Origin of the sequence: Geobacter hydrogenophilus (assembly GCF_018501225.1) — a bacterium.
Classification (GTDB): Bacteria; Desulfobacterota; Desulfuromonadia; order Geobacterales; family Geobacteraceae; genus Geobacter; species Geobacter hydrogenophilus.
Window position 1 is genome coordinate 76,985 of sequence record NZ_JAHCZI010000002.1, and the last position, 21,116, is coordinate 98,100.

General features: G+C 55.9%; 18 protein-coding genes and 1 tRNA gene. 13 read left to right on the top strand and 6 right to left on the bottom strand.

The annotated features are described in order from the left end of the window. Both KI811_RS03905 and KI811_RS03910 read right to left on the bottom strand, forming a co-directional pair. Complete coding sequence (locus KI811_RS03905) at positions 1-2,691, bottom strand: tetratricopeptide repeat protein (RefSeq protein ID WP_214185191.1); 2,691 nt, start codon at positions 2,689-2,691, stop codon at positions 1-3. Continuing rightward, positions 2,672-4,051, bottom strand: coding sequence for a hypothetical protein (locus tag KI811_RS03910; RefSeq protein WP_214185192.1), 1,380 nt, complete (start codon positions 4,049-4,051; stop codon positions 2,672-2,674). Before KI811_RS03910 ends, KI811_RS03905 begins: the two co-directional genes overlap by 20 nt. A gap of 200 nt (positions 4,052-4,251) precedes the next feature. On the opposite strand from KI811_RS03910, the gene KI811_RS03915 reads away from it, so the two are divergent. The 5 genes from KI811_RS03915 (at position 4,252) to amrB (ending at position 8,192) form a co-directional block, all read left to right on the top strand. Continuing rightward, entirely contained in the window at positions 4,252-4,932 is a 681-nt protein-coding gene (locus KI811_RS03915; protein ID WP_214185193.1) for a site-2 protease family protein, read from the top strand. A 31-nt stretch (positions 4,933-4,963) separates the two neighbouring features. Next, the gene (gene trpS / locus KI811_RS03920) at positions 4,964-5,950 is read left to right on the top strand and encodes a tryptophan--tRNA ligase (RefSeq protein ID WP_214185194.1); all 987 of its coding nucleotides are present in this window, start codon (positions 4,964-4,966) and stop codon (positions 5,948-5,950) included. Then, positions 5,947-6,747: a segregation and condensation protein A gene (locus KI811_RS03925; RefSeq protein ID WP_214185195.1), complete on the top strand. Its 801-nt coding sequence runs from the start codon at positions 5,947-5,949 to the stop codon at positions 6,745-6,747. The genes trpS and KI811_RS03925 overlap by 4 nt, the downstream gene beginning before the upstream one ends. Continuing rightward, on the top strand, positions 6,734-7,321 hold the full coding sequence (gene scpB, locus KI811_RS03930; protein WP_214185196.1) for an SMC-Scp complex subunit ScpB: 588 nt from the start codon (positions 6,734-6,736) through the stop codon (positions 7,319-7,321). The genes KI811_RS03925 and scpB overlap by 14 nt, the downstream gene beginning before the upstream one ends. A gap of 67 nt (positions 7,322-7,388) precedes the next feature. Then, positions 7,389-8,192, top strand: a complete 804-nt coding sequence (amrB, locus tag KI811_RS03935; RefSeq protein WP_214185197.1) for an AmmeMemoRadiSam system protein B — start codon at positions 7,389-7,391, stop codon at positions 8,190-8,192. A 42-nt stretch (positions 8,193-8,234) separates the two neighbouring features. Here the strand turns inward: amrB and KI811_RS03940 are convergent, their stop codons facing one another. Genes KI811_RS03940 through nadB form a run of 3 tightly spaced genes read right to left on the bottom strand, consistent with a single transcriptional unit; the run spans position 8,235 to position 10,348 of the window. Beyond that, positions 8,235-8,444, bottom strand: coding sequence for a hypothetical protein (locus tag KI811_RS03940; protein ID WP_214185198.1), 210 nt, complete (start codon positions 8,442-8,444; stop codon positions 8,235-8,237). Continuing rightward, positions 8,444-8,740 carry a chorismate mutase gene (locus KI811_RS03945; protein ID WP_214185199.1) on the bottom strand — a complete coding sequence of 99 codons (297 nt, stop codon included), beginning with the start codon at positions 8,738-8,740 and terminating at the stop codon, positions 8,444-8,446. Before KI811_RS03945 ends, KI811_RS03940 begins: the two co-directional genes overlap by 1 nt. 12 nt (positions 8,741-8,752) lie before the next feature. Beyond that, a complete protein-coding gene (gene nadB / locus KI811_RS03950) occupies positions 8,753-10,348 on the bottom strand; it encodes an L-aspartate oxidase (protein WP_214185200.1) in 1,596 nt (531 codons plus the stop codon). A 203-nt stretch (positions 10,349-10,551) separates the two neighbouring features. Here nadB and KI811_RS03955 point away from each other — a divergent pair, with 203 nt between their 5' ends. Further along, positions 10,552-11,163, top strand: coding sequence for a lytic transglycosylase domain-containing protein (locus KI811_RS03955; protein WP_214185201.1), 612 nt, complete (start codon positions 10,552-10,554; stop codon positions 11,161-11,163). A 14-nt stretch (positions 11,164-11,177) separates the two neighbouring features. Further along, complete coding sequence (gene pgsA, locus KI811_RS03960) at positions 11,178-11,771, top strand: CDP-diacylglycerol--glycerol-3-phosphate 3-phosphatidyltransferase (protein ID WP_214185202.1); 594 nt, start codon at positions 11,178-11,180, stop codon at positions 11,769-11,771. 15 nt (positions 11,772-11,786) lie between these two features. Here the strand turns inward: pgsA and KI811_RS03965 are convergent, their stop codons facing one another. After that, positions 11,787-11,975 carry a hypothetical protein gene (locus tag KI811_RS03965; RefSeq protein ID WP_214185203.1) on the bottom strand — a complete coding sequence of 63 codons (189 nt, stop codon included), beginning with the start codon at positions 11,973-11,975 and terminating at the stop codon, positions 11,787-11,789. Positions 11,976-12,141: 166 nt separating this feature from the next. Here KI811_RS03965 and KI811_RS03970 point away from each other — a divergent pair. The 6 genes from KI811_RS03970 to KI811_RS03995 all read left to right on the top strand — a co-directional run bounded on the left by KI811_RS03970 (position 12,142) and on the right by KI811_RS03995 (position 21,102). Continuing rightward, positions 12,142-12,216 (top strand) — tRNA-Cys (locus KI811_RS03970). A gap of 140 nt (positions 12,217-12,356) precedes the next feature. Next, entirely contained in the window at positions 12,357-14,975 is a 2,619-nt protein-coding gene (gene mutS, locus KI811_RS03975) for a DNA mismatch repair protein MutS (protein ID WP_214185204.1), read from the top strand. Between the two features lies 1 nt (position 14,976). Then, entirely contained in the window at positions 14,977-16,248 is a 1,272-nt protein-coding gene (locus KI811_RS03980; RefSeq protein ID WP_214185205.1) for an N-acetylmuramoyl-L-alanine amidase, read from the top strand. Between the two features lie 12 nt (positions 16,249-16,260). Then, entirely contained in the window at positions 16,261-18,960 is a 2,700-nt protein-coding gene (gene glnD / locus KI811_RS03985; protein ID WP_214185206.1) for a [protein-PII] uridylyltransferase, read from the top strand. A 7-nt stretch (positions 18,961-18,967) separates the two neighbouring features. Continuing rightward, entirely contained in the window at positions 18,968-19,855 is an 888-nt protein-coding gene (gene xerD, locus KI811_RS03990) for a site-specific tyrosine recombinase XerD (RefSeq protein WP_214185207.1), read from the top strand. A gap of 47 nt (positions 19,856-19,902) precedes the next feature. Further along, the gene (locus KI811_RS03995) at positions 19,903-21,102 is read left to right on the top strand and encodes a cofactor-independent phosphoglycerate mutase (RefSeq protein ID WP_214185208.1); all 1,200 of its coding nucleotides are present in this window, start codon (positions 19,903-19,905) and stop codon (positions 21,100-21,102) included. The last annotated feature ends 14 nt before the right edge of the window (positions 21,103-21,116 follow it).

The window sequence follows — 21,116 nt, forward strand, 5'->3', positions numbered from 1 at the left end:
TTACCACCAGTATTTCACGAAAAGTTGGATCCCGTAACGATTGTATAAGCCATCACGGAACTCGTCGAAGATCTCACCGCCACCACTGATGGAGGCAATGGGCCGATATTCGACGCCGAGGCGGTTCGAGACGGTGAAATAGCGATCTGTGGCGTTAAGTTCGTGGTTTGTTTCGCTGGCCGTGCCGATACCGAGCGAATAGTAGCTGCGCAGGAGGTGGGTCGGTTCGTAATGGAGTGTGGATAAAAGCGAAAAAGTTCCTTTTTCCGGAACCACGTAGAGACGTTCGCTAAGGGTCACCGTAGGCGCCAAATACCCGAGGACACCGGCTACTAAGATGTTGACGCCGTCGTCCCTAAAGTTCATGCGTGTGTAGCCGAGGGAGTATTCCATGCCGTTGCGAACATAGGTTCCTTCTCCCCGAAAGGTTGTCTGGGGGAGGAAATTGGCATCGGGGCTGTAGGTGAGGCCAAGAGTGCCATAGTATGGGCGGTTTTGTAGGGGGAATGTCACTTCTGCGCCGAATTCGGCATCATCCTTGTCGTAGCGGTGGACCGTAGCGGCATTTATGACAACGGTTGCTGGATCGATGCGTTGCGAGATGGTGAGCGCCAGTTCTCGTCCAGACGAAATTCCGTGATCATATCCGGCGAGAAGTCCCGATATCTGCGCATAGTTGGGATGAACCCGGTAGATGAGATCCTCCCGCTCGCGCCGGAGATAATCGGCACGCTCCGGAGACGCATCACGCACCATGGCGGAGGCTGTTTTCACATCCCTGGATAACAGATTGGATTCAACCGCAAGGGCGAAGAAGCCGGGGTCTTTTGGGAATTCTTCGCTCAGGCCCGTAAAATGCTCTCGAGCCCGCATGAAATCACGCTGGCGAAGATAGGCCATTCCGAGTTGGTAGCCGGATTCGTACCGTTCGCGCCCTGACAGGAAGAGTTCATTCCAGAGAGCCTTGGCTTCTTCCAGCTTACCGGCACGCATGAGTGTCAGGGCTTTACTCAGGGCCAGCGAATTTTCCGCGGCTTCCCGCTCCTTGCGTACGGTCGGTTCAAGGGTGTCCCCGGCGGTTTTGAACGATTGAACCGCTTCTTCGTATCGCTTGAGTCGGTACATGAGGCGCCCCCGGCGCAGTGATACCTGAGGCGAGTGGTCATCTGCAAGGTGGGTAAGTTCACGTTCGGCCGACACAAGATTTCCTGCGGCCAGAAGGGCGTCAATCAAGGCAAGCCTGAGGTCCTGGTCGGCTGGATAGGCTTTGCACAATTCGCCCAGGGTGGTCGCAGCCCGGTCGAATTCTCCCCGTTTCTGATAAAGGCGCGCCAGTCGCACTCCTGACTCGTAACGCTCCTTGCCCGATTCATAGAGATTGCGCCAGATTTGTTCAGCCTCGGAGGTTTTGCCCCCAGCGTCAAGGCGGTTGGCTCTCCAGAGGGCGTCGGTTCGTTCTGCCTTCGCGGCTTCGTCGGCGACACTCGGGTCCGTGGCCCCACTCTGCAGGCGGCGATACTCTTCGACAGCCTCGGCATATCTGCCTGTTCGGTACAAAAGACGCGCATAACGCAGACGCAGTTCTGGCGACCTCTCGCCTGGCAGTGTTGCGAGATAGGCACCGGCAGCATCGGTCTTGCCGGCGATGAGTAGAGTATCAAGGTAGGCAGCAACGGTGTCGTTATCGGAAGGATAGTCATTGAGCAAGCGCCGGTAGATGGTAAGGGTCTCATCATAATCCTTCCGGTTTACGGCGATGCGGGCAAGACGGTGTCCTGCGTCATAGCTGCTGATGCCCGCGCTGTAGAGAGGACGGAGCACTCCTTCCGCCAATTCCGGTTTGCCCGATGTTAAGGCCGCATCAGCTTTCCGGAGACTGACAAGTGTTTCGAGAGACTGCATTTCCTTGCGAACTGACGGGTCATCCTGAAGCTTTAAGGCCCGCCGATACGACTCCACTGCTTCGGCATATTCCCCTCGCGTCTTTAACACCGCAGCGCGTGCAAGGTGCAATGACGGATGACTTTCGCCGGGGAGGAGGGCGACTTCCTGCTCGGCCCTCTCGGGGTTTCCTGCCATGATAAGTGAGCGTATGTAGAGAAGAGTTATGTCATGATCGCGGGGGTAGTCCTGGTGGAGGGTTCGGTAGAGATCGCGCGCGTTCCCGTAGTTGGCAGAGTTCGTATAGATTTTGCCAAGAAGAAGACCGGTAGTGTAACGGTCGCGCCGTGCGTCGAAGAGAGAGATCAGTATCCTTTCCGCTTCTGCGGTTTTCCCTTGGGATAGAAAAATATTGGCACGGGAGATTTGCTCGGCCGTTTCTGCTTTTCCCAACTCATTGCGGACAGAAGGATCTTCCCGTCGGCGGAGTGCGCGGTTGAAATCGCTTATGGCAGCCGAGGGTTTACCGTTCCAAAGGTAGACTCTTCCGCGGAGCGAGAGAATTTCCGGGTTTCCGGGATAATCGCGCAGCATGGCTGAGAGCAGGCGTTCTGCATCGCCAAACTGTTTACGAGCAATGAATCCCTTGACCCTGCTGATGCCGCGCTCGTAAGAAATGGTCTTGGCAGAGGCCTCGTGCATGTTCACGAGCGGTTGCAGAGTCACAACTAATGTGCACACAACAACAAGCGAGCGAAGTGTTTTCTTACGGCAACTTTCCTGGGTTGTCTTATCGCGGCGCGGTTTCATAGCTGTGAATGACCCATCCTGAAAACGATTTATAGGGTAGTGAGTGTGTCAACTGCTTCTTAAACGCATCTTCCTTGCCATTAAACGAAATTCTGCTCCCCGGCACCGTGTAATCACTGCTTCGACACCAGAATGCCTTTCCTGCCTCTACAGCTGTAGGGGTGTCATCCAAACATTTTTTGAACGTTATATGGACTTCATCAGGAATCCGGCCCGTCTCCACTCCCAGCAGCACCTTCTTGGAAAGGCGTTCACCGTAAAGAAGCTCATCCCTGGCGATTGCCTCGATTTCCGCAACATCAGTACGGTAACTCATGATAACGACTTCGTCCGATTGCCTGAACAGGTGCCATGCTAGAGACCGGTCGTTAATCAACAGCGAGTCATACCAGAAAGGTATAACAGTCGAAAGAGGAAGGTCCTCCTTGGTTATCCGGCGAATTCTGTCCAGTAACTCGATATAAAGTGAGCCATAGGTGTCAAGGCGAATCCGGAAATCCTTGTTCAAATGAGGCTCAATATCTATTTGAAATCCTGCAAACGGTGTGCCAGGATATTTTGAGTTGAACTCTTTGACTAACTGTATTCTGCGGAGTAAAGGCTCCGGATGGTCCAGGTACGAGGGTGAACCATCAAGGGCGAAAACCTCTATTCCAGCCGCTTTTGACTCTCTGATAAAAGGGACAAGTGGCTCAAGTTCGTCGGATATTTGGAGATAAATCCGCCGTACTCGAAGAGCCTTGAGATTGCTTACCATGGACGACGCATCCGTCTTCGCCGGTCGATTGTCCCAAACCCACATGGCAGGGTTTACATGAGAAGGGGGAGGGGAAGGCGTCCTGAAAAAATCGAGACTGTCAACATTGAGATCGCCGGAAGATGACTCAAGAATGAAAGCAACGTATTTCGTTCTTTTCAAATCCAGATGTGTTGCTGCCTGATCAAGGGAGAACGATATCTTGCCCTTTTCGTTGATTTCACCGATCGGGTAATTCTCTTCCATCACTGAAAGGTAGTCATCGGCAAGGGCAACCGTCCATTTTCCTTTACTGCTTCCATTTATTACAAGCGTGTCGAAAGGAAGTAGATTAATTAGATTTTTGCCACTCGCTATATCAATTATGAAACCACAAGAATGGGCTGTAGTTCGCTTCAGAGTCTGTCTGTGGCGATCACAGGGCCCAAAAGTTACAAGAGAAGGCGCTGCGATGCGATGAACGGTACTGGGAGGGGTGTAGGATGCCGGCTGTCGCTGTTCTGTGAATCCGTACTCCAGATGGGAAAATTTGCCATCGGTGTAAACCATTTCGACTGAATCAGCACGGGATGCCAAGGTCGGGTCGATGGTTTTCGTCAGCAAGGGGGAGACTTCCGGGACGAGGGGAGACGCCAGTAAACTCAAAACTATCGGGAAAATCAGAAAATTCATAAGCCTAAATTTATAAAACAGGACGTATTTATGTGCAATTTAATATTTTTTTAGATTTTTGCCTGAATTGACTTTCACTAGCCAATCTGTTAGAGATGAACGGCTTTTACGTATCCGGAGAATCCCGCCCAATGGAACAGTTTTTCCTCAAGGTTTCGATCATGCTTGTCCCCGCCCTCATGGCGATCACCTGTCATGAGGTCTCCCACGGCTTCGTGGCCGACCGGTTGGGCGACCGGACGGCACGCTTCATGGGCCGGCTCACTCTCAACCCCCTCAAGCACCTGGATATCCTGGGCACCCTCATGATCTTTCTTGTCGGCATCGGCTGGGCTAAGCCGGTGCCGGTCAATTTTAACAACCTGAGAAACCCCAAGCGGGACATGATCTGGGTCGCCGGCGCCGGGCCGGTGACAAACTTTGTTCTTGCTCTATGCTCGGCCCTGGTCATGCGAGGGCTTGCCGCCCTCGGCGCAGGGTTTCCCGACGGCTCCCAGGCTCTGACGTTCCTTGACCCGCTGATTCTGATGACGGCCTTTTCTGTCTACATCAACCTGCTTCTCTGCATCTTCAACCTGATCCCGGTTCCTCCTCTTGACGGCGGCCGGGTGGCAGTGGGGTTGCTGCCCTATCGTCAGGCGGAGATGCTGGCGCGGGTGGAACCCTACGGCATGATCATCATTATCCTGCTGGTCTTTTTTACTAATATCTTCAGCACGGTCATTTCGCCGATCCTCGACATGGGGATCCGTATTCTTGCCGGTCCTCAGAGCGGGCTAGTGTACAGCGTTACCCATTTTCTCATGAGATAAACGGCACAGCCGTCGAAAAAGGAGCAGACGAATGAGCAACAAGCGGATAGTCAGCGGCATGAGGCCAACCGGGAAACTTCACCTGGGCCACTTTCACGGCGTGCTTGCCAACTGGCGGGAGCTTCAGGAAGAGTATGAATGCTTCTTCTTCGCCGCCGACTGGCACTCCCTTACCACCGAATACGACAACACCGCAGGTATACGTCAGAACACCGACGAGATGATCCTCGACTGGCTTGCCTTCGGGGTCGATCCAGCCAAGTGCGTTATCTTCCGGCAGAGCCGCGTACCCCAGCACGCCGAACTGAACCTGATCCTTTCCATGATCACGCCGGTTTCGTGGCTTGAGCGGAACCCCACCTACAAGGAGATGCAGGAGAACCTTTCCACCAAGGATCTCTCCACCTTCGGTTTTCTCGGCTATCCGGTCCTCATGGCGTCGGATATCATCGTCTACAAGGCATCAAAGGTTCCGGTGGGACACGATCAGCTCCCCCACCTGGAAATCACCCGAGAGATCGCACGGCGCTTCAACTACCTTTACAACAGAGAGGTCTTCCCGGAGCCCGCGGCGCTTCTCACCGAGACGCCCAAGGTACTGGGGCTCGATGGCCGCAAGATGAGCAAGTCCTACGGCAATGCTATATTCCTCTCGGAGAGTGCCGACGAAACCCGCAAGAAGGTGATGTCCATGGTTACCGATACCCAGCGGGTCCGGCGGAGCGATCCGGGAGAGCCTGACCGTTGTGTTGCCTTTTCCCTTAACAGTCTCTACCTCCCCGAAGAGAAGAAGGCAGACATCTACGCAGGGTGCCGCAGCGCCGCCATTGGTTGCGTTGAGTGCAAGAAGCTCCAGGCCGAGTACCTGGTCCAGACCCTTGCCCCCTACCGGGCACGCCGCGACGAACTCACCGAAAAGCCGGGGCTCGTGGCCGAAATCCTCGCCGAAGGTGAGGCCCGTGCCGCAACCGAGGCCGCGCGAACCATGGCAGAGGTGCGGGATGCCCTCAATCTATGAGCAACGGCGGGAATCTTGACCTCTACCAGGATGAGGAGAGCTCCTCCTATACGGTGAAGCTCGAGGTCTTCGAGGGGCCCCTCGACCTCCTGCTCCACCTCATCAGGAAGAATGAGGTGGACATCTATGATATTCCCCTCTCAATAATCACGAAAGAGTACCTTGAGTACATCAAGATGATGAAGGAGCTCAACCTGGAGATTGCCGGCGAGTTCCTCGTCATGGCATCAACTCTCATCCAGATCAAGTCGAAGACGCTTCTCCCGACACCGGCCGATGAAGATGCCGCGGAAGAGGAGGAGGAAGACCCGCGGGCCGAGCTGGTAAGGCGTCTTCTCGAGTACCAGAAGTACAAGGACGCGGCGCTATCCCTGACCGGGCGAGATATGCTCGGCCGGGATACCTATGCCCGAAGCTTTATCTCCCCCGAGCTGGCGGAGATGCTGCCCGAGGAGGAACCGGTCGAGGTGGAACTGTTCGAGCTGATAGAGGCATTCCGGAAGGTTCTCGACCGGGTTTCCGAGGAGAGCTTCCACGAGGTGGGGGCCGAGTCGATAACCATCGCGGAGCGGATCAATGAGATCCTCTCGCTACTGGAGGGGAAGGAATCACTTCTCTTCGACGAGCTTTTTCCCGAACACTTCAACAGGGATTTCCTTATTGCCACGTTCCTGGCTGTGCTTGAGCTCTGTAAGCTCAAGATGGTGAAGGTGGTCCAGGCAAACCGCTACGGTTCTATCTGGATACAGCCTGCGGTCATGGAGGGGGAGGGGAGTCTCGTCGATGCCGAATCTTAAGTCCATTGTCGAAAGCATCCTGTTCGTTGCCGATGCCCCGATGACCCTCGACCGTCTCTGCACCTTCCTCGATGAGTTTGACCGGGGAGATATCCGGGATGCACTGGGCGCGCTTCAGGAGGAGTACGGGCAGGACGGGAGGGGAGTTGTCCTGGTTGAGGTGGCTTCCGGCTACCAGTTCCGCACCCCCGTAGAAAATGCCGACTATCTTCGGCGCCTCACAAAAACCAGGCCAGTCAAATTCAGCCAGTCCGCCCTTGAAACCCTTGCCATTATAGCCTACCGCCAACCGGTGACCCGTGCCGAAATTGAGTATCTGCGCGGAGTCGATTGCGGCGGTGTCCTGAAGACCATCCTGGAAAAGAAACTCATCAAAATTCTCGGGAAGAAAGACATTCCGGGAAAACCGCTCATTTACGGTACCACTCGGGAGTTCCTTGAGCTCTTCAGCCTCAAGGACCTCCGGAGCCTGCCAACCCTCAAGGAAATTCGTGACCTGTCGGAAACTGCGTCCTACGAACAGCAGGAGGAACTCCCGCTGGAGCAGCCCGAGGATGACAGGGAGCTGTTGTAAGGCACTGTTGTCTGGGCGAATCTCTGCTATAGTTAGTGCTGATCGTTTGTCGAACGAGGGGGTGCGGATGATACGCCAGCCCGCAGTTGCCGGACAGTTCTACACCGATGAGCCGAAACGGTTGCGGGGGGATCTTCAGCGGATGATACCTGCCGACACCATGAAGCAGCGAGTTAAGGGTATTGTGGCCCCCCACGCAGGCTACGTTTATTCCGGTCACGTTGCAGGTGCCGTGTACGGTGCCATCGAGATACCGTCGACCGTTGTCATCCTCGGCCCCAATCACCACGGTTTCGGAGCCGTCGCCGCCCTGTATGCCGAGGGAGAATGGCTCACCCCCCTTGGCTCCGTCCCCATTGACGTTCGCCTCTCTCAACTGGTGCAGACGCATGTCCCGTTCGTGGAGCCAGAGACGTCGGCCCACCGGTTCGAACACTCCCTCGAAGTTCAGGTGCCTTTCCTCCAGTATTGTCGCACTGATGTTTCTATTGTGCCGATCTGTCTCGGATTCGGTGATTATGAACGGTGCAGGATTTTGGGGGAGGGGATTGCGAGGGCGATCAGAGAGTTCGGCGAAGATGTCCTCATCGTGGCGAGTTCCGACATGACTCACTATGAGTCAGCCGACGCTGCCCGGGCAAAGGATGAGCAGGCCATTGCCGAGGTGCTGGCGCTGAATCCGGAGGGACTGGTGCAGATCTGCCGTCGGAAAAACATCACCATGTGCGGAGTCATTCCCGCAACGGTCATGCTGGTGGCAGCCAAGGCTTTGGGGGCTAGCAAGGCAGAATTGATCAGTTACGCAACAAGCGGGGATGTAACGGGGGACAACCGGCGGGTGGTGGCTTATGCTGCAATGGCGGTGTATTAGGGGGGGTTGAGAATAAAGCTTTTGTCCCTGGCCCCCTTTTCATCACTCTTCCTTCGCTATTCTCACGACCTGGAGTACGCCGGGCATCCGCTCCAGTTCGGCGGAGTCAAGGGAATCGGTATCGCCGATGACGCCGATGATGGTCCGGTTGACTCCAGTCGACTGGTGAATGTCAAAATTCCGGGAAATCAGGTATTCCTTTATCTCCACAAGTGCCTCTTCAGTGGCACTTTTCTTCATGATGATGAGCATTACAGCTCCTCCTTGCCGGTGGTTTCTTCCGGGTGGGTCATGATCCGCTCCAGCCGGCGCGATTCGTCGATCACACGCTCGAAGAGACGCACGATTGCACCGTCATCGAGGGGCCCCGGGTTGTCCGCCTTCATTCTCTCGAAGATAAGCTTTTCACGCTTGGGGTCGTAGACTGGAAGCCCGCGCTCCTTCTTGATCAAGCCGATTTCCAGCGCCAGGGAAGCCCGCCGGTTGAAGATCCGGAGAAGCTCGCTGTCCATCCGGTCAATTTCCTGTCTCAGTTCGTCTATCGTCATGCAAGAGGTTCCTCAGAACTGTTTTTTCAAGAAAGTGTCTTTCTTCCAGTGCACGTCGTCACGTTCCAGGTGATCGATGGTGTAGTGGAGGCCGCGGGATTCCTTCCGTTGCAGGGCGCATTTGACGATCAGTTCAGCCACCGTGGCGATGTTTCGCAGCTCAATAAGGTCAGAGGTGATGGTGAAATCCCAGTAGTAGTCGTCAATTTCTTCCTGGATCAAGCGGATGCGGTGTTGTGCCCGCTCGAGACGCTTGTCTGAACGGACAATTCCCACGTAATTCCACATAAACCGCCGGATTTCGTCCCAGTTTTGGGAGACGACGACCATTTCGTCACTGTCGGTGGCTGTTCCCGCATCCCACTCGGGGATGTCCGGAAACTCGAAGTGGTTCTGTTGCAGTTCCTCAACCGCCCGTTTGTAGGCACGTCCTGCTAATACTGCCGCCTCAAGGAGGGAGTTGCTTGCCAGGCGGTTTGCGCCGTGGAGGCCGGTGAAAGCTACCTCACCGATGGCATAGAGACGGCTTACGTCAGTTTCACCGTTCATGTCCACCGCCACACCGCCGCAAAGGTAGTGGGCCGCAGGAACCACAGGCAGCGGTTCTTTAGTCATGTCCAGGCCGAATTCCAGACATGTCTGGTAGATATTGGGGAAGCGGGTGCGGACGTATTCCGGGTCTTTGTGGGTGATATCCAGGTAGACACAGTCGTCGCCATGGGTCTTCATCTCATTGTCTATGGCCCTTGCCACGATGTCGCGGGGGGCCAGATCCTTCAGTTTGTGATATTTCTCCATGAACGCAGTTCCGTCACGGCGGCGTAGGATGGCTCCCTCGCCCCGCACCGCTTCGGAAATGAGAAAAGATTTCGCATGGGGATGGTAGAGAGTGGTGGGATGAAATTGCATGAATTCCATGTTGGCGACGGTAGCGCCGGCCCGGTACGCCATGGCTACGCCGTCGCCGGTGGCCACGTCGGGGTTGCAGGTATAGAGGTAGACTTTGCCGGCGCCGCCTGTGGCGAGAAGGGTGATTTTTGCCCTAAAGGTCTTAACACTGTTGGAAGCGATGTCCAGAACATGGGCGCCGAGGCAACGGTCCGGCTTGACTCGCTTGTGGGTCACCTTTGACATGGTGATCAGATCAATGGCTATGTGGTGCTCGTAGAGTTGTATTTTGGGGTTTTCGCGGACCGCCGCCACCAGTGCCCGCTCAATCTCGCGTCCCGTGACATCATCTGCGTGGAGGATGCGGCGCTGGCTGTGGCCACCCTCGCGGGTCAGGTCAAATGCCTCGCCACTGCGGGTAAACTGGACCCCCCACTCGATGAGGTTGCGGATGACCTTTGGGCCTTCTTCGACCACCATCCGCACCACATCTTCATGGCAGATGCCGGCGCCAGCCACAAGAGTATCTTCAACATGGGCATCAAAGGTGTCTTCCTGGGAAAAGACCGTGGCGATGCCCCCCTGCGCATAGTTGGTGGCGGATTCCGTCACTTCGCGTTTGGTGACGAGGGCCACGGTGCCGTGTCGTGCTGCTTGGAGAGCAAAGGTGAGCCCGGCGATACCGCTGCCGATAACAAGAAAATCAGTCGCTAATTTCATGGGCTTCTCCTTTATTATTGGGTAAAGGATGTGTAAGTATTTATGAAGAATGCCGATTATTCTCCTGCCTCCCCCCTTTGTCAAGGTATTTAAGGATAGTTACGACCCTTGAGATGCCGCGGGGGTTGCATTGCCTTCGGAGTTGGTCTATATTTTGAATGGCTTTCGGCAGGGACGCCGATCAGCGCTGTTTGGGAGGAAACATGCCGAAAGTTGCCAGCATTCTGGCCCTTGCCCTCTTGCTCTTGGGGGGGGTGGGGTACTTTGACGCCAAGGCAGACATTTACCGGTACGAAGATGAAGAGGGGGTCGTTCATTTTACCGACGCCCCCACCGATAAACGGTTCAAGATTTTCATGAGGGATATCAAGAGGGACCGGAAGCTTCGCACCACTTTCAAGCTTGCACGCTTTACCCGTGACCCTGCTGAATTCGAGCCGATCATTACCCAGTGCGCCCAGGAGTTCGGCGTCGACAGATCGCTGGTGAAGGCTGTAATCCATGCCGAATCGGGATACAATCCCAACGCCGTTTCCCCCAAGGGGGCGAGCGGACTCATGCAGCTCATGCCCAAGACGGCCCGGGATCTGAAAGTGGCTAACAGCCTCGACCCGCGGGAGAACATTCGCGGTGGTGTCCGCTACCTTCGCTTTCTGCTCGATACGTTCCGGGGAGACGAGAGCTTGGCCCTGGCAGCCTATAATGCCGGACTTTCGCGGGTAGCCCAGTATAACGGCATTCCCCCTTATCAGGAAACGCGCACCTATGTCGACAGGGTGCTTACTTACAGGAAATCCTACCAGACCACCAACTGAGAATCAGTGTACCCATGCCTGACACCAACGCCAAAACCATCTGGAACATCCCGAACATCCTCACTCTCCTGCGAATAGCTCTGATCCCCGTTTTGGCGGTACTTCTTCTGTCACCGTCCCGGGAAGCGGGATTCTGGGCCGCTGCAGTGTTCGCCGTCGCTTCAACCACCGACTGGCTTGACGGCTATCTGGCCCGCAGGATGGGTATCGTTACTGTCTTCGGCAAGTTCCTCGACCCCATTGCAGATAAGCTTATGGTGATGGCGGCACTCATCATGATCCTCCCCTACAATCGGGTGCCTGCCTGGATGGTTCTCGTAATCCTCGGCCGCGAGATCATCATTACGGGGCTGCGGGGGATTGCCTCCAGCGAGGGGATTGTCATATCCGCCAGCGATCTGGGAAAGTTCAAGACCATCTTCCAGATGGTGGCTATCATAGGGCTGCTTCTCCACTACGACTACCACTGGTTTTTCGGGGTTGACAATCCCTATCTCATCGTCAATATGCACAATGCAGGGATGTTCTACCTCTGGATCGCCACAATAATGACCGTCTGGTCCGGAGCCGACTACCTTGCCAAGTTCATGAAGGTAATAGCCCGCTGAACCATTCCATGAACCCTATTTCTCTTCCAGCGTCATAGGCTCACAAACATTGTCGCCTGAATTTGCTTTGGACCCGCAGATAAAGCAGACAACAGTCGGGTTTGAAGTGAGATGGCTAACTTCTTTCATCATTCCCTTGCTCTTGAGAACACAGAGATGTCCCTGGTGCTTTTCGCCGCAACTGCACGTCATCTGTTCAGCCATGGATCGCCTCCTCGGGTAACGGTGGATTTTGTGCGGATAAATGCAGTGGCTATTTTCGCCGTAAAACATGCAGCATGTCAAGCTGGCGGCGGTTTACCTCTGAGATTAATTTAATGTTGACACCGACTGTGAAAGAAGGTATAAAGCAAATTCTCTTTCATAACAGGGCGGCGTCGCCAAGTGGTAAGGCAAAGGTCTGCAAAACCTTTATTCACCGGTTCAAATCCGGTCGCCGCCTCCAGAATCAAAAAGCTGACCATCGGGTCAGCTTTTTTTGTTGCTGCATTGCAAGTCCGCTAGCGTTGCGGGTTTTGGTTTTGCAAGGCGCGTCCGTTTCTGCTACGATACCTGTCCAATTCCCTTAACACCAAGGCTTTACCGATGTCAGAACTCACCCCGATGATGCGCCAGTATCTGGAGATCAAGGCCGACCATCCGGACTCGATCCTCTTCTTCAGGCTCGGCGATTTCTATGAGATGTTTCTCGATGATGCCGTCAAGGCTTCGCGCATCCTTGACATAACCCTCACTTCCCGCGGCAAGGGGGGAGACGGTGCCGATGTCCCCCTGTGCGGTGTTCCGTTCCACTCGGCTGCTCCCTACATTGCCAAGCTCATCGAAGCGGGGGAGAAGGTGGCAATCTGCGAGCAGGTGGAGGACCCAAAGGCTACCAAGGGGATCGTGAAACGTCAGGTCGTCAAGGTTGTCACCCCCGGCCTTGTTGTGGAGTCCGAAAGCCTCTCCCCCAAGGAGAACAATTTTCTCCTCTCCCTCTTTGATGGTGACAATGGTCGCTGGGGAGTGGCGTATCTGGATATATCCACCGGAGAGTTTCGGCTGACCGAGGTAGAGGGACACGATGCGGCCTGGGGGGAGGTGGCCTGCGCCAATCCTCGTGAAATCCTCGTGCCCGCGTCTTTCCGTGAGAATATGCGGGTCGATGGCAGGGGAGATCTGGCTGCAGGCAGGACGTTCACCTACGTGGATGACTGGGTTTATGACCGTGACTACACCGAGAGGCTCATTAAAAACCATTTTGGTGTAGCATCGCCCGGTGCCTTGGGCTGTGACGGATATACCGAAGGTCTTCAGGCGGCAGCGGCTGTCCTCCACTATCTCCAGGAAACCCAGAAGGGAAGGGTGGACCACATCCGGGAACTCCGCGCCTACCGGACCCAAGAGTTCCTTGTCCTGGACGAAACCACCCGGCGCAATCTGGAACTGACCGCCACCCTTTCAGAGGGGAAGCGACGTGGGTCGCTCCTTGGTCTGCTGGACCGTACGGCCACTGCCATGGGGGGTAGAAAGCTCAGGCAGTGGATCAATTATCCATTGGTAATTGTCGAAAAAATAAAAGAACGCCAGGATGCAGTCGGTGAGCTTGTTAATGATCCCGTGTTGCGTGCAGGCATTCGGGAGGCCCTTGAGGGGGTCTATGATCTTGAGCGCCTCAACGGGAGGATCAGCCTGGCCAGTTCAGGTGCCAAGGACCTTGTCGCCCTCAAGGCATCGCTCCAGAGAATCCCACATTTGTTGAGTCTGCTTGAAAGCACGGGCACTGCACTTCTGGGTGAGTTATGCAAGGGCATTGACCCGATGCATGAAGTGGCGGAGCTGATCGGCCGCGGCATCGTGGCAGACCCCCCCTTTGTGTTGCGCGAAGGGGGCATCATCGCAGACGGTTACCATGCCGAACTGGACGAGTTGCGCGCCATCAGCCGTGAGGGGAAAGGGTTCATCGCACGCCTGGAAGCAAAGGAAAAGGCCCGTACCAGCATTTCCTCCCTCAAGATTCGCTACAACAAGGTCTTCGGATACTACATCGAGGTCACCAAGACGAATCTCGGGTCCATCCCCGAGGACTATATCCGCCGCCAGACCCTTGCCAATGCCGAGCGTTTCATTACCCCTGAGCTGAAGGAATACGAGGAAAAAGTTCTCGGAGCCGAAGAGCGGATCGTGGAGCTGGAGTATTCCCTCTTTCAGCAGATCAGGCTGAGTGTAGCCGCTGAGGGAGAACGGCTTGCCCGAACGGCTGATCGCCTCGCCACCCTTGATGTGCTGGCATCCCTTGCCGACGTGGCCCATGAGCGCAATTACTGCCGGCCAATTATCGATGACGGGGACACCCTCTCCATCTCCGAGGGGCGCCATCCTGTTGTGGAGGCCCTCAACGTATCCGAACGTTTTGTTCCCAATGACGTGCTTCTGGACAATGGCGAGAACCAGCTCGTCATTATTACCGGCCCCAATATGGCCGGTAAGTCGACCTTCATGCGCCAGGTGGCCCTCATTGTCCTCATGGCTCAGTTGGGAAGCTTCGTTCCTGCCACTGAGACTCGGATAGGTGTGGTGGACCGGATTTTTACCCGCGTTGGTGCTTCTGACAACCTGGCCCGGGGACAGTCCACCTTCATGGTGGAGATGATGGAGACCGCTGCCATCCTCCGTAACGCCACGCCGAAGAGTCTGGTGGTTCTGGACGAGATCGGTCGCGGCACATCTACCTTCGACGGAGTTTCCATCGCCTGGGCCGTGGCTGAGTATCTTCACGACACCGCGCGGTGTGCTGCGAAGACCCTCTTTGCCACCCACTATCATGAGCTTACCGAGTTGGCCGTGACCAGGGGGAGGATAAAGAACTGCAATGTGGCGGTTAAGGAGTGGAACGATCAGGTTATCTTCCTGCGCAAGATCGTCGAAGGGGGAGCTTCGCACTCCTACGGCATCCAGGTTGCAAGGCTTGCGGGACTCCCGATCGAGGTCATTGAGCGGGCCAAGGAAATTCTCCACAACCTTGAAAAGGGGGAGTATGTGGAGGGGGGAGTGCCGCGGATCTCCCGGGGAAAGAAGGTCGCTGCACCTAAGTCGTCGCCCCAACTCTCCCTCTTCGAGCAGGGTGACGATCTCCTTCGGCAGCGGCTGGCCGGGTTGAATATCGCGGCACTCACTCCCCTTGAGGCGATCAATATTCTCGATGAGTTAAAGAGGATGGTCTGACGTGAGAATGCAACGATGGTTACGGATAGAGCCCCTTCTTTTCGCCCTTGCAGGAGTGCTGTTTCTTTTTTCTTCTGCCGAGGCAAAGGAGGTGCGCCGCGTTAAGGGCTCCAGCGTTAAGGCAACGGCCGTGGTGAAGGAGATGCGTCATTGGTCGAACCCCGATTACACCCGGATTGCCATCACCGTCGACCGTGAAGCACATTTTGAAACCCACCAGATCAAGCAGCATCCGGGCGATGCTCTCCCGTCACGCATATACCTCGATATAACCGGCGCCAGGGTTGGACCCGGCGTACACGACCTTCAGATAGCCGATCAGCAGCTGAAGTCGGCAAGGGTCGGCCAGTACAAGCCGGATGTGGTGCGGGTGGTTCTCGATGTTGACCGGATCAAGGAATTCAAGGTGTTTTCCCTCTCGGACCCCTTCCGGATCATCGTGGATGTGAAGGGAGAACGTCCCTTGGAATTCGCGAAACTGACGGAGCAGGTCCAGCCCGCACCGGCACCGGCAAGTGCTGCCGCGACGAAAGCGGCCGATACCGGTGATGAAAAACCGAGCCCGAAGCCTGTGGCCAAATTCAAGCCGGGAAAGATCCGGCGGATTGTGGTCGATCCGGGTCACGGCGGTCACGACCCCGGAGCGATTGGCGCAGGGGGGACCCAGGAAAAGGACGTTGTGCTTGCCCTCGGGCTTCAACTGGCGATGAAGATTCGGGAAGAGTTGGGCATTGACGTGGTCATGACCCGATCGACCGATGTATTTATCCCCCTTGAAGAGCGCACTGCCATCGCCAACAAGGTGAATGCCGATCTCTTCGTGTCGGTCCATGCCAATGCATCCCTCAACCGCGGTACTTCGGGGATAGAAACCTATTACCTCAATCTTGCCAAGACCGAGAAGGCTGCCCAGCTTGCCGCCCGGGAAAACGGCACATCTTTGGATAAGGTGAGCCTCCTGCAAGCGATTCTCTTCGACCTCATGGCCAACTACAAGCTCAACGATTCCGCCCACCTGGCCGATGAAGTCCAGAAGGCCCTCTACAAAAAGATCAACGGTCACTATCCGGGAACACGGAACCTGGGGGTCAAGCAGGGGCCATTTTACGTCCTTGTGGGTGCCACCATGCCGAGCATCCTCGTGGAGACTGCTTTCATCAGCAACGAAACCGAGGAGGCCCGGCTTCGGGACAAGGCCTTTCTTGATCGGGCCGCCGATGGCATTGTAGAAGGAATTAAGGGGTATATCCGTACAATCGGCACCGGGCGATAGGTAAGGGATTTTATGGAATTCAACATTGACCGCTACTTTCCCGACACCTCGCAGGAGACTGGCGATGCCGGCCGTGCCTCCTTTGAGGAGAAGCGTCCCCTTTATTTGGCTGCGAGCAAGCACTTCCTGAACCACTACCGGGAAGAGATCAAGGCGATGCACAATGCCGGCGCTCAAGGAAGCGTTGTGGTGCGCAACCTCACTGCCATGACCGATACCCTGGTCCGCAAGCTCTTTCGCAGCATAACAAGGGATGTGGCCCAGAGGGGGCGGGTGAGGGAACCATTGACCCTGACGGCCATCGGTGGTTATGGACGGGGGGAGCTCAACCCCTACTCGGACATCGACCTGATGTTTCTCTACGGAGGCAAAGACCAGGCCCGGGTGGAGGATATCGCCCAGAAGCTCCTCTATTTTCTGTGGGACATGCGGCTTGACGTTGGGTATTCGGTGCGTACCCTGCAGGATTGCGTAGAGATGGCAGCCTCCGACTTGACGGTGCGGACGGCTCTGCTCGATGCACGCGTCCTTACCGGAAGCCGTTTGCTGTTCAAGGAATTCGAGAAGGTCATACTGACCCAGATCCTTTCTAAGCGGAGCGACTCTTTCATTAAAGAGAAAATCGCGGAACTGGGGAAGCGAAGGGAGAAGTACGGCTCATCGGTCTATCTCCTCGAGCCCAATGTCAAGGAGAGCGAAGGGGGGCTCCGGGACCTTCACACGGCACTCTGGGTGGCGAAAATCAAGTACAAGATTTCCGACATCCGCGAACTGATCGTTAAGGGGGTCATGACTGAGGAGGAGGTCTCGGCTTACGGCGAGGCGCTTTCCTATCTCTGGCGCATCCGAAACGAACTCCATTTCCATGCCGGCCGCAAGAATGATCAGCTCACGTTTGATGCCCAGATCAATCTGGCCGGGTTCTTCGGCTACAAGGACGTCGGAAAGTCTTTGGCAGTGGAAGAGTTCATGCGTGACTACTACCTCCATGCAACCCGGGTTGAACATCTTTCTTCCTCCCTCATCACGAAATGTTCACATCGGGAGGAGAGGGCGCTGAAGATCATCGGCTACTTTGTCCGACGGCATGTGGGTGAGGGCTTTTACATCATTAAGGGCGAGTTGGTAATCCCCGATGAATCGGCGATCCACAAGGAGCCGACCCGGCTCATGAAAATATTCGAGTATGCCCAGAAGCATGGCGTTGCCATAAGTGTCACGGTGAAGTCGCTGATCCGGAAGAATCTTCACCTCATTAACGACAAGTTCAGGAGAAGCAAGGATGTCAACCAGTCCTTCTTTGCGATCCTGCGCAGCGAGAAGGGGGCCTCCGAAACTCTGCAACTCATGCATCACCTGGAGTTCCTGAACCGTTTCATCCCCGAGTTCGGCAATATCTACTGCAAGGTTCAGCATGACCTCTATCACATCTACACCGTTGACACCCACTCGCTCTTTGCGGTGGAAGAGATCGAAAAGCTGTTGCGGGGGGACCATGACGAAGATCTGCCGCTTCTTACCCGGCTTGCCAGAGAGGTGGACAAGAGGGAACTCCTGATCCTCGGGGTACTTTTCCACGACATCGGCAAGGGAGAAGGTGGGGGACACGCCGACAAGGGGGCTGACATGATCCCCACCATTGCCCGCCGGATGGGGCTCTGCAAGGAGGACTCGGAACGGCTCGAATTCATGGTGCGGAGCCATCTTCTCATGGCGCACATTGCTCAACGCCGCGACCTCCATGATGACAAGATGATCATCCAGTTTGCCCGGCAGATGGAGAAGAGTGAGAACCTCAAGATGCTCTACCTCCTCAGCTATGCCGACATACGAGCTGTCGGGACTGATGTCTGGACCGAGTGGAAGGCGATGCTCCTCCAAGAGTTGTACGAGAAGAGTTTCAACGTGCTGGAGCGTGGAGATTTCCGGCTGGAGGCCAGGAGTGAGCGGGTCAAGAAGGTGAAGCGAACGGTGCTGGAACTCCTTGGCGACGAGTACCCAGTGGCCGCAGTGAAAGAAGAGTTGAAAGCGATGACCAACCGGCATCTTCTCTCCAATGCTCCACAGATTATCGCCGAGCATGTGAAACTGCTCCTTGCCCTTGAACACGAAAAAATTATCACCCATCTGGACCATGAGTCCGACGGGGGATACTCCAATTTCACCATCTGCACCTTCGATGTACCGGGACTCTTTTCCATGATTACCGGAGTAATGGCGGCAAACGGGATAAATATCCTCGGCGCTCAGATCCACACCAGCTCCAACGGCAAAGCCCTGGATATCCTGCAGGTTAACTCTCCCCAAGGCTTCATCATAACCGATGAGGGGAGGTGGAAGCGGGTGAATGAGGATCTCCAGCAGGTGCTGACCGGCAAGACCCCGGTGGCTGCGCTCGTTGCAAAGCGCCAGCGCCCAACACTCCTTGCTGAAAAGGCAAAGCCCCGTTTTTCCGCGCGGGTCGAAATCGACAACGAGGTATCATCGGACTATACGGTCATCGACATCTATACCCATGACAAGGTGGGAATCCTTTACCAGATCACGAGTACTCTGACAGAATTGGGGCTTTACATCGGTGTTTCCAAGATTTCCACCAAGGTGGACCAGGTGGCCGACGTCTTCTACGTGAAGGACATATTCGGCCACAAGATCACCAATCCGGAGCGGCTCGAAGAAATACGGGAGAGACTTTTGAAGGCCGTGGAGTGAGGAGAACGTGAACCAGTACCTTGATCTCTTTCTTAATTACCTTCTGGTGGAGAAGGGGCTGGCGAAAAATTCCCTCGATTCCTACGGCCACGACATGGTCCGGTATCTGGATTTCCTTGAAAAACGGGGTTGCGGAGAACCGTCTGCGGTTCGTCCCGTGGATGTGGCGGATTTTCTGGCCCATCTCAAGGAGCGTGGTCTCGCCCCCCGAAGCAGAGCCAGGGCCCTTTCCGCCGTTCGTATGTTCCACCGGTTTCTCCTTGTGGAGGGGTATGCCGAGGCGAACCCTACTGCGATAATTGAGGCGCCTAAGACGTTGGCCAAGCTTCCCCAGATCCTCACCGGCCGGGAGGTCGAGGCGCTTCTGGCCGCCCCCGGAAGCGACAGTGCGCTGGATGTGCGGGACCGGGCCATGCTGGAGCTTCTCTATGCCACGGGACTGCGGGTCTCCGAGCTTGTGGGCCTCGGGGTGCGCGATGTGAATGTAACTGCGGGATACCTCATGGCTTTCGGCAAGGGGGGTAAGGAACGGCTTGTCCCCATGGGTGAATCCGCCTGTGCAGCCGTTTCTGGCTATCTGGTCGAGGCGCGCCCCGAAATGGATCGAAACGGCGACAACGCCAATCTGTTTCTCACCCGGCTGGGAGACCGGATGACTCGGCAGGCGTTCTGGAATATAATAAAAAAACGGGCCATTGAGGCGGGAATAAGAAAAACCATTTCCCCTCATACCCTGCGCCATTCGTTCGCAACCCATCTGCTGGAAAACGGCGCGGATCTGCGGAGCGTGCAGACAATGCTCGGCCATGCGGACCTCGCGACAACACAGATTTACACCCACGTGACCCGGGAGCGATTGAAACGCATCCACGAGGAATACCATCCACGGGGATAGGGAGGGTCGGTGCAGACAGGAAAACTCACTCAGGAAAGGACAGGGCAATGAAGTATATCGTGCTCCTCGGTGACGGGATGTCGGACGAGGCCGTGAAGGATCTGGACGGAAAGACACCACTGCAGGCGGCCAGGACGCCGCACATGGATGCCATGGCCCGGCGAGGGAGGATCGGCCTTGCCCACACCGTGCCGAAAGGGCTCCCTCCGGGAAGCGATGTGGCAAACCTCTCGGTGTTCGGCTATGACCCGCGTACCTGCTATACGGGCCGTTCACCCCTCGAAGCGGCAAGCATGGGGGTTCAGCTCGGGCCTGATGATGTGGCGTTCCGGGTGAATCTCGTGAATCTCCTGCCGACCAAGGGGACGCTCATCATGAACGACTACTCGGCGGGGCATATCTCCACCGAAGAGGGGCGCGAACTCATCGAGGCCATCCAGCAGCAGATCGGCGATGACGAGTTCCAGTTCTACCCCGGCGTGGGATACCGTCATCTCATGGTATGGCGCAACGGCAAGAGCGGCATGTCCGCCACCCCTCCCCATGATATATCGGGGAAAAGCATCCTCGACTATCTTCCGAAGGGAGAGGGGGCCGACAAGCTCATCTATCTGATGAACTCCTCCCAGTTGATTCTCAACAATCATCCCCAATACCGCCGGCGCCTTGAAGCAGACAAGATCCCGGCGAATTCCATCTGGCTCTGGGGGCACGGCAAAGCGCCCAAGATGGAGCCTTTCAGGGAAAAATTCGGTCTCTCCGGGGCGGTTATCTCTGCGGTCGATCTCATAAACGGCATTGGCATCGGCGCGGGCCTCGACGTGATTCGGGTCGAGGGGGCCACCGGTTACCTTGACACCAACTACGACGGTAAGGTTCAGGCAGCCTTGAAAGCCCTGGAGACCCATGACTACGTGTACCTTCACGTGGAGGCGCCCGACGAGGCTTCCCATTCGGGAAACCTTTCCCACAAGCTCCAGGCCATCGAAGATTTCGATGCCAGGGTTGTCGGGCCCGTCATGGAAGGGATCAGGCGTTTTGGTTCGTTCCGGATACTCTGTACCCCCGATCATCCAACCCCAATCAGGCTGAAGACACATACGGACGCGCCCGTTCCCTTCATCATCTACGATGGAGGAGAATCGGACAATGATTCGATTTTGGGCTATGACGAAGATTCTGCCCGGGCTTCCGGCCTTGTGCTGGAGGAAGGGCACCGGCTCATGGAGCTTATGCTTGAAAAGTGACCAGGCAGGATGTT